Origin of the sequence: Polynucleobacter sp. JS-Safj-400b-B2, from assembly GCF_018881975.1 — a bacterium.
Taxonomy (GTDB): domain Bacteria; phylum Pseudomonadota; class Gammaproteobacteria; order Burkholderiales; family Burkholderiaceae; genus Polynucleobacter.
Genome location: NZ_JACVPJ010000027.1, coordinates 1 through 9,629 on the forward strand (window position 1 = coordinate 1; position 9,629 = coordinate 9,629).

The 9,629-nt window shown below is 48.0% G+C and carries 6 protein-coding genes and 2 pseudogenes; 5 read left to right on the top strand and 3 right to left on the bottom strand.

The genetic code is table 11. From position 1 onward, the window contains the following. From ICN48_RS13615 to ICN48_RS13625, 3 genes are all read left to right on the top strand, one after another. On the top strand, positions 1–1,841 hold a 1,841-nt coding region (locus tag ICN48_RS13615), incomplete at its 5' end, for a matrixin family metalloprotease (RefSeq protein ID WP_216154225.1). Positions 1,842–1,935: 94 nt separating this feature from the next. Further along, positions 1,936–2,862 carry an aspartyl protease family protein gene (locus ICN48_RS13620; RefSeq protein WP_216154226.1) on the top strand — a complete coding sequence of 309 codons (927 nt, stop codon included), beginning with the start codon at positions 1,936–1,938 and terminating at the stop codon, positions 2,860–2,862. A gap of 115 nt (positions 2,863–2,977) precedes the next feature. Continuing rightward, complete coding sequence (locus ICN48_RS13625; RefSeq protein WP_216154227.1) at positions 2,978–3,511, top strand: AIDA repeat-containing protein; 534 nt, start codon at positions 2,978–2,980, stop codon at positions 3,509–3,511. Positions 3,512–3,802: 291 nt separating this feature from the next. On the opposite strand, the pseudogene ICN48_RS13630 reads toward ICN48_RS13625, so the two are convergent. Further along, positions 3,803–4,042: pseudogene (locus ICN48_RS13630) on the bottom strand (LexA family protein); the annotation flags it as partial. 102 nt (positions 4,043–4,144) lie between these two features. On the opposite strand from ICN48_RS13630, the gene ICN48_RS13635 reads away from it, so the two are divergent. Continuing rightward, complete coding sequence (locus tag ICN48_RS13635; RefSeq protein WP_216154228.1) at positions 4,145–5,656, top strand: transposase; 1,512 nt, start codon at positions 4,145–4,147, stop codon at positions 5,654–5,656. Here the strand turns inward: ICN48_RS13635 and ICN48_RS13640 are convergent. Further along, positions 5,653–6,234 (bottom strand): helix-turn-helix domain-containing protein, encoded by a 582-nt coding sequence (locus ICN48_RS13640; RefSeq protein WP_216154229.1) that lies wholly within the window; start codon positions 6,232–6,234, stop codon positions 5,653–5,655. The genes ICN48_RS13635 and ICN48_RS13640 overlap by 4 nt on opposite strands. A gap of 195 nt (positions 6,235–6,429) precedes the next feature. Then, positions 6,430–6,719: pseudogene (locus tag ICN48_RS14020) on the bottom strand (transposase); the annotation flags it as partial. Between the two features lie 136 nt (positions 6,720–6,855). Between ICN48_RS14020 and ICN48_RS13650 the strand changes: the two are divergent. Beyond that, the coding region (locus ICN48_RS13650) for a hypothetical protein (RefSeq protein WP_216154231.1) at positions 6,856–9,629 on the top strand (2,774 nt) is incomplete at its 3' end.

Here is a 9,629-nt window from a genome sequence, read left to right on the forward strand (position 1 = left end):
TCTTTAGTTCTGCCGGTTATCAAACCGATACCCTTTGGTTTAATGGCACTACCGGCCAAGAAACCCAAGATGTGCAATACAACAGTAGCGGTCAATATGTTGATGCCATCAATTATGCCAATGGCATCAAGACCGACGAGATGTTCTTAACGGCCTCTGGCTCTGAGACTGCCGATGAGAAGTTCAACACCGCCGGTCAAGAAACCGATTACCTTGTGTTTGATAACAATGGTCACAAACTTCAAGATCAGCAATTTAGTACTGCGAACGGCCAAAAAGTTGATGCTTTAAACTTTGATACAACAGGCCGTGAAACCGACGAAGCCTTTTACAACGCCGCTGGCGTTAAGTATGAGGATGCCGTCTTTAGTTCTGCTGGTTATCAAACCGACACCCTTTGGTTTAATGGCACTACCGGCCAAGAAACCCAGGATGTCCAATACAACAGTAGCGGTCAATATGTTGATGCCATTAACTATAGCAATGGGATTAAAACGGATGAGGCATTTTACAATGCTGCTGGTGCGCAAACTGCCGATGAGAAGTTCAACGCTTCCGGTCAGGAGACTGACTACCTCTCTTTTAACACCTCCGGCCAAGAAATTTCTGATGCTCAGTACAACACTGCCGGTCAAAAAGTCGATACTCTGAACTTTAATCCTTCTGGTTGGGAAACCGATGAAGTGTTTTATAACTCCGCTAATCAAAAGACAGGCGATGCCTTTTTTAATAGCGCAGGGCAAGAAACATCCTATGACTTTTTTAACGCTAACACCGGCGCACTAAGTCAGGTACAAAACTTTAGTACTGGCGGCGTCTTGCAAAACGTGCTGGACTATAACGGCAGTGGGCAGCAAACCGATCAAATCAATTACAACAGCTCTGGCGCTGCCATTGATGAGCTTTTGTTTAATGGTTCTGGCGCCGTATCGAGTGATCTGTCTTTTGGCTCTACTTGGGGGTACGCAGGAGGCTATGATGGCGGCTTCTCTGATTTTGGTGGATTTGGTTTGGCAACTCCAGCAGCAGGATTGGCAGTTAATACCGCTAACGCAAACATCACAGGCCTAGTGCAAGCAGCGATTTCATCGGGCAATATGGCTTGGGCCAGCGCAGCAGAAGGCGCTTATCGTCAAGCTACCGCGCAGGCAGGTGCTAGTGGTAGTAGCACCCTAGTCACTGAGGGGGTTAAGCGCAATAGCGCCCAAACCATTACCTGGAGCTTGGCTTCTTTAGCAGGAACATCAAGCGCCCCCTTTAGCGGCTATTTGGGCAGTGCGTACGAGCAAACTGTTAAAAATGCCTTTGCCGCTTGGAGTAAGGCAACGGGACTGAACTTTCAGGAGGTAAGTGATTCCAGTGCAAGCAATATTCGCATAGGCTGGGGTAATTTTGGCACTCAAACCACTGGAGTGTTGGGTTACACCACCATGCAAACCCAAAATGGGCAAATTGGCTCAAGCACCATTATTCGATTGGAAAACCCCAATGAAGATGCATTAGTAACCGGTTCGGATGGTCAGACTCAAACCTATAGCGGCACGCAAGCGACCTTTTATCAAACCCTCCTTCATGAAATTGGCCATACGCTCGGTTTTGCCAGTGATGCTGATACTAGCTCAATTATGTATTACCAATTGAGTAGTCAAAATCGCACACTCGATGCCACTGACGTTAAAGGCGCCTTATCCTACTACCAAGGGGTATCAACAGCAAATGGGGCCAATATTAACCAGTTGGTTTCTGCTATTGCCGCTCTAGCCCCCGCATCTGCTGCAACCACCAGCATCAGCGCGCCGACCAATACGGCGCCCAATACGCTACTGGCAGCAGCGCATTAATGAGGTAGAAGAAAAACCGCCTACCCACCATACTCATAAAGTATGGTGGGCTTGCTATGGGTCGCCAATAGCTACCCTTGTTTAAAATCAGCGTATGCGCCCACAAAAAATTGGTTTATGTTTAATAGGTTTTGTTCTTTGCATCTTGCCATCACTACTCTGGGCGCAAGGTACTTGCACCATTACCAAAAGAGGTGAATTACCCATTGAAGAAGTGGGTGGTCGATTCGTGATTGCGGCCAAAATTAATCACCAGCCAGTGATGATGCTCATTGATAGCGGCGCATCCCATGGCGCGCTAGAGCCAGGACTTGGTGAGGCGCTCATGCTCTCTGAGCAACAAAATAAGACCGTGAACATCTCAGGTCTTGGGGGCAAGATTTCGACCCACCCTTATGTTGCCTCCTTATTTGAAGTGGGTCCTGTGACCCAGTTTAACTACGACATCAATTTAGCCAATATCGGCACGCCAGAGACTGCTAATAATCCCAAGGCACCTGTTGGTCTCATTGGGGTCGATACACTCAGTCGCCATGATCTAGAGTTTGATTTTCCCAATAAAGTCCTGCGTTTTTACGATGTCTCCCATTGTTCGGGTCGCTTTATTCCGTGGACTGGGGAGTATCAAGATGTTCATGCCTTTACCATGGGGCGTCATCTTTTTATCATTCCAGTAGGCATTAATGGCAATGTGGTTCACGCCTTAGTCGATACCGGGTCAAGACAAACATCTCTGAGCCAGTCTACTGTGAATAAGGCGCATTTAAGCGATGATCAAAAAACCGGTAAAACCATGCAATTTTATGGCTCATCAGGCACTACCATTGCCAAGCAATATAAGCTTGATAGCTTTGTAGTGGGGCGCTCCAAATTTTCTAATGTACCGGTTTATGTGCAGCCAGAATCGTATGGCCAATTTGATATGCTCTTGGGCATGGATTTTATGAAATGGCGCAAGGTCTGGCTATCGTATAAGACTGAGCAAGTCTTTATGCAATTTACCCCCAAAGAGGCCCATTGACTCACAGGTACACCAACTGCTATAGCTTTGTGTAGAGTAGATAGCGATATCGCAAAAACATATCCACCCCTAGGATGCCTCTAGAGTCGTCTTTACATTTCATCTTAAGGCTATCATGAACAAGTTAAGCTCTTTTTCCGCATTTCTATTTACTCTGGGTATTTACATCATGACAACATCTAGCGCCAACGCTCAAAACACACCCTTTTCCCGGACTGTTAAAGAAGGGGTGGTTAAACAAGAATCGGTGAGCTCTGGGGTCCAAGACATTAGCGAGTCTGGGGTAGCGCAGAGTACCACCATTGAAAAAGAGGGCGTGCAACGCGTTCATGATGGCGGGCAAACATCCCAGTCGATGGTTTCTGGGGGTGGTATCCAACAAGTAGAACAAGGTGGCACGGCCATTGGTACAGTTGTTAATGCGGGCGGTCTTCAAACGGTTGGCGCTGGCGGCATCTCTATTGGAGCCATTATCGGCGGGGATGGTGTTCAGCATATTCAGAGCCAGGGCATATCCCAAGGTACCCAAGTCAAAACAGATGGCATTCAGCGTGTTGATGCCGATGGCATTGCTATCAACACCAGAATTGAATCGGGTGGAATACAACAAGCCTTGCCGGGGAGCATCTTAAAAGACCAGGGGGATTAACTTGGATTCGCCTATGTTGCAGGCATCGATTAAAGGGTAAAAAAGCACAGACCTTCATTTTGGATGTTCCAGTTAATTAAATCATGACCGACTAGCGTGCGTATTTGTTTAGATTCGGCGGTAACGGGAGTAACGGCAATGGTGATTGTGCTCTTATTTGACCCCAACTAAGCTCGCCATTGCTGATGGAGGCTTGGTCATTCATGCGCCCTATAGGCTTTAGACTCTTCTTGCCCTTAAAAAAACTTTATCAATGCGACGTTTAATTTGTTGCTTTGATTTGTGGAAAGCCTAACGCTTGCGGTACTTGCGGTGCTCCACCATCACCCCAATAATGCGAATGGGTATTTGATCGGAGCGGCAGATTGGATAATCTTCATTTAGCGGAATGAGTTCAAATACAAATCGCCCCTTGGTATTATTGCCTCGTGGGCGATATTTTTTAAAAGTTGCCTCCTCTTTGCCATTTTGCGCAACAACAAAGTCCCCTGGACGCGGTTCAACAGTGGGGTCAACAATAATGCGATCGCCTTCTTTAAACCTATAAACGGCAGTTAACCCTCAATCCATTAAGCTAGAGCCTTATCCGGCATCGCTCAGATGCCTATCTTGTCACTGATAAGGAGTCACCCAATGGGTGAGGCAAAACAAAGACGTTTAGCTCGTCAAAATCAACTCGTTGCGGTAGATACTTTTGGTGGACGGGTTCATGTGGAGTGGAACCCCAATGCAGCGGTAACCCCTTTAGGTCAGCTGCCGTTCTTTACTCAGTTTTTGCAAGTCAGTGGCCTATTGGACGCTTGGGTCAAAGACTGCCCTTTGGTTTACCAAAGTAACAATGCTTCCGGAAAAAGGGAGGTATTGGCTACCTTGCTGTTATCAATCTTGGCAGGCCACCAACGCTATGCCCATATCAGCGCTATTAGGCAAGATGGCATTCATCCACAACTGCTCGGGGTTAAGCGACTCGTCTCAGAGGATGCTGCCAGAAGAGCATTGCAAAAGATGGATGAAGCTGCTGGCAAGGCGTGGCTAGATGAGCACCTAGGCAAAAGCACAGCCCCCTTACTGGATACCCCCTGGATTTTAGATTTAGATGCCACCGTCAAATGCCTCTATGGCAAACAAGAAGGTGCAGTCGTTGGCTATAACCCTAAAAAGCCAGGTCGTCCTTCTCATAGTTATCACAGCGCCATGATGGCCAATACTCGCTTAGCACTTCGGGTCGATGTGACGCCTGGCAATGCCAGTGCCCCGGCGCATGCGATGCCAGGCATCTGGGCCTGGCTAGACTCTTTGCCTCAAAATGAGAGGCCAGCCTTATTGCGAGGCGATATCGCCTATGGCAATGAAGCAGTTCTAAAAGAAGCCGAAGTAAGAGCTCAGCATTACCTCTCTAAACTCAAGCTCACTACCAATGTCAAAGCCCTGATCAAAAAGGTCTTTAGAAATATGGATTGGGAAGATGCGGGCGCAGGCTGGGAAGGTGTGGAAGATGTCTTGAGCTTATCTGGCTGGAGCCGTTCTCGCCGGGTAGTGGTACTACGCAGAAAACTTACCGGTCAGGTGTTAATGGCCGACAAAGAAGATCCTCAAGAGCAATTAGCCTTCATCGAAATTGAAGGCATCCCCACAGCCCGTTATGAATACGCTGTACTGGTCACTTCAACTAAGCATCCCATTTTGACCTTAGCCCAGCTTTATCGTGATCGTGCTGACTGCGAGAACAACTTTGATGAGCTTAAAAACCAATGGGGCTGGGGTGGCTTTACGACCCAAGATCTCGCTCGCTGCCAACTCATGGCCAGAATGGTAGCTCTAATCTACAACTGGTGGACTTTGTTTGTCCGCCTAGCTGCCCCCAGCAAACATCTTGAGGCAATTACCAGTAGGCCCCTGCTACTGCATGGAGTAGCCACCCGAACCAAGCATGGTGGTCAAACTCGCTTAACCATTACCAGCACCCATGCGAAACAAGGGGCTATACAAGCTGCTTTGAAAAATATCGCCCAGTTCCTATCCTCATTAAAAACCACTGCGGAGCAGTTAAGCAACCAAGAGCGAATACAACTCATTTTGCAAAGGGCTTTTGCAAAATACTTACTTAAACCGCCCAAGTTGTTGATGAAAATTGCTGCTACTTAGGCGAAGGTAAATGGGTTAACTGCTGTTTTTAGGTTAAATTCAGGCAGCATCGAGTCGCCCTTAATCTGCAAGCCAAAGCACGAATCTGGTAGATCGAGATCGGTTAGAAGCCATTCCTGAATATCATCCGGTAAAAAGCAGTTGATAGCATCCATCCAATGACCGGCCTGGATATAGCTAATGAGCGGGATGCGCCGCGTCCCCATGGCGACGGGTTCAGAGGCGCCGCTTTGTAATTTGTTTTTGCTACGCTTGCTTGCCACGGGCGCGTCCAATATCGCACCAGGTGCCATCATCGGGCCACGTCCATATTCGAGCCAATCAATCGAAATATGCAAGGCTTTGGAAAGCTTAATGAGGCCATCTTTGGAGATGGCTTCGCGCAGCTCCCAGTTCTTAACCTTCTGAGAGCTCGAGCCAATGAGCCTACCTTCATTGGATGCTCTTATCCAATACCGCAGGGTCTGGCTAGACATTCCGAGTTCATTGGCTACAGGCTCATAGCCCTCGACAGATTGAATGCGTTTGACTGCTAATTGCTTAAATTCCAAGGTGTACTGCTGTTTTGGGATCTTCATTTATCTCTCCAATGGTTAGTAATTTAACGCGAACTGATTGAAGGTGATTTATCGGGGGAGGGTCAAAGGGTCGCATCTAACGCCCAGACTTGATTGGCCCGATCAATCTTATGTCTAGGATGCTTGGCGCTGGTGTTCTTCTGACAATTCTGACAAGACAGAGCACCAACGCCCATCTTCTTCATGAGCGTAGATGCGTGCCGTCTGCCCACCTTGGTAAGCGCGCCTTCTAAATAATTATTCTCCAATGCAAGCTGGCCGATCTTGGGATGCAGCCCATTCAAATCGATGGGTGGCGTATTGGGTTGCCCGACAAAGACATCAGCTACTCGCTCAACTAACTGGCGTTTCCATTCGGCAATCTGGTTGGGATGCACATCATGCAGTATTGCTAACTCCGCAATTGTTTTATCCTCAACAATGGCCGCTAGCGCCACTTTGGCTTTTAACTTGAGTGAGTGGGTACGCCTTGGTCGTCTTGCTATTTGGTCTGATTACTTTGGCTTTAGGGGGTGATTGCCGATGGTTACCATGGTCCCCCCCCCCCTTATTTATGGGATTCCACCACCCTAATCTAGGTTGCAGAATATGAAAACTAAATAAATAAATTAAGGATAAAAAATGGCCAAATCATTAACAGCTAGTCAAGTTCAAGCTCTAAGCCCCCAAGCCTTTGCAGCACTTACAAATAGCCAACTTCAATCCTTAGATAGCGCTGCTATCCGTGCAATTACAGCAGCTCAAATAGCCGCTCTTTCTCCGCAACAAATCGCATTATTTGGTGCGTTCGATTGGTTTTCTGCCTCCGCCTTTGCGGGTCTAACGGCAGCTCAAATTCCTTACGTCACCACAAACGGTCAAAAAGGTGGCAGCTGGCAATTTATGAGTTGGGCGCAAGTAGCAGCCTTAAGCCCCAAAGCCTTTGCAGCCCTCTCAGATAGCCAACTTCAATCTCTAGGTCAAGGTGCTATCGGTGGAATTACAGCAGCTCAAGTAGCCGCTCTTTCTCCGCAACAAATCGCATTATTTAAATCGTTCGATTGGTTTTCTGCCTCCGCCTTTGCGGGTCTAACGGCAGCTCAAATTCCTTACGTTACTACTGCTGGTGCAAAAGGCGGTAGCTGGAAATATATGAGTTGGCGGCAAGTAGCGGCCTTAAGTCCCCAAGCCTTTGCAGCGCTGTCTCAAAGTCAGTTACAATCACTCGATGAAAATGTAATTGGCTATCTTACTAAGTCTCAGGTTGCGGTCCTTCGAAATGACCAATTGCTCTACACTTATAGTTCAGGTAAAACCCTCCTAGCTAATTTAACTGCCACTCAAATTGCAGCGCTTACCAGCACTCAAATTGCAGCCTTAACCACTGCGCAGATCCAATCGCTTACCAGCACTCAAATTGCAGCCTTAAGCCCCCAAGCCTTTGCAGCGCTGACTCAAAGTCAAATACAATCCTTGACTCGTAATGCTATCGCAGGGATTACAGCAGCTCAAGTAGCCGCTCTTTCTCCGCAAAAAATTGCATTCTTTGGCTCGTTCGATTATTTCTCCGCCTCCGCCTTTGCGGGTCTAACGGCAGCTCAAATTCCTTACGTTTGTACTGCTGGTCAACAAGGCGGCAGCTGGTCATATATGAGCGGGGCGCAAGTAGCGGCCTTAAGCCCCCAAGCCTTTGCAGCGCTCTCATTTAACCAACTTCGATGGTTGATGACTAGTGGCGCTTACGCAGGGGTTACAGCAGCTCAAATAGCCGCTCTTTCCCCGCAACAAATTACAGTATTTGGTGGGTTCGAAGGCTTTTCTGCCGCCGTCTTTGCGGGCCTGACTGCAGCCGATATTCCTTACGTTTGTATTAATGGTCAAATGGGTAGCTGGGAATATGTGAGTGGAGCACAAATAGCTGCCTTAAGCCCCCAAGCCTTTGCAGCGCTCTCAAGTAACCAACTTCGATCCTTGACTGGTGACGCTATCGCAGGGATTACAGCAGCTCAAATTGCAGCGCTTACCAGCACTCAAATTGCAGCACTTACCAGCACTCAAATTGCAGCCTTAACCACTGCGCAGATCCAATCACTTACCAGCACTCAAATTGCAGCCTTAACCACTGCGCAGATCCAATCGCTTACCAGCACAGAAGTAGCAGGCCTTAGCGCTACTCAATTGGGCTGCAATGATGCATCGGGTAATAGCGTCTTGACTGATTTAACTGCCACTCAAATTGCAGCGCTTACCAGCACTCAAATTGCAGCCTTAACCACTGCGCAGATCCAATCTGCGCAGATCCAATCGCTTACCAGCACTCAAATTGCAGGCCTTAGCGCTACTCAATTGGGCTACAAGGATGCATCGGGTAATAGCGTATTAGCTGATTTAACTGCCACTCAAATTGCAGCGCTGACTCAAAGTCAAATACAATCCTTGACTGGTGACGCTTTCGCAGCGATTACAGCAGCTCAAGTAGCCGCTCTTTCCCCGCAACAAATTGCATTATTTGGTTCGTTTGATTTCTTCTCTGCCTCCGCCTTTGCGGGCCTAACGGCAGCTCAAATTCCTTACGTCACCACAAACGGTCAAAAAGGTGGCGGCTGGCAATATATGAGCGGGGCGCAAGTAGCGGCCTTAAGCCCCCAAGCCTTTGCAGCGCTGTCTCAAAGTCAAATACAATCCTTGACCTCTGGTGCCCTAAGCTCAATTACAGTAGCTCAAATTGCAGCACTTACCAGCACTCAAATTGCAGTCTTAACCACTGCGCAGATCCAATCGCTTACAAGCACAGAAGTAGCAGGCCTTAGCGCTACTCAATTGGGCTACAAGGATGCATCGGGACATACCGTCTTGACTGATTTAACTGCCACTCAAATTGCAGCACTTACTGGCACTCAAATTGCAGCCTTAACCACTGCGCAGATCCAATCACTTACCAGCACTCAAATTGCAGCCTTAACCACTGCGCAGATCCAATCGCTTACCAGCACAGAAGTAGCAGGCCTTAGCGCTACTCAATTGGGCTACAAGGATGCATCGGGACATACCGTCTTGACTGATTTAACTGCCACTCAAATTGCAGCGCTTACCAGCACTCAAATTGCAGCCTTAACCACTGCGCAGATCCAATCACTTACCAGCACAGAAGTAGCAGGCCTTAGCGCTACTCAATTGGGCTACAAGGATGCATCGGGTAATAGCGTATTAGCTGATTTAACTGCCACTCAAATTGCAGCACTTACTGGCACTCAAATTGCAGCCTTAACCACTGCGCAGATCCAATCACTTACCAGCACTCAAATTGCAGCCTTAACCACTGCGCAGATCCAATCGCTTACCAGCACAGAAGTAGCAGGCCTTAGCGCTACTCAATTGGGCTACAAGGATGCATCGGGACATACCGTCTTGACTGA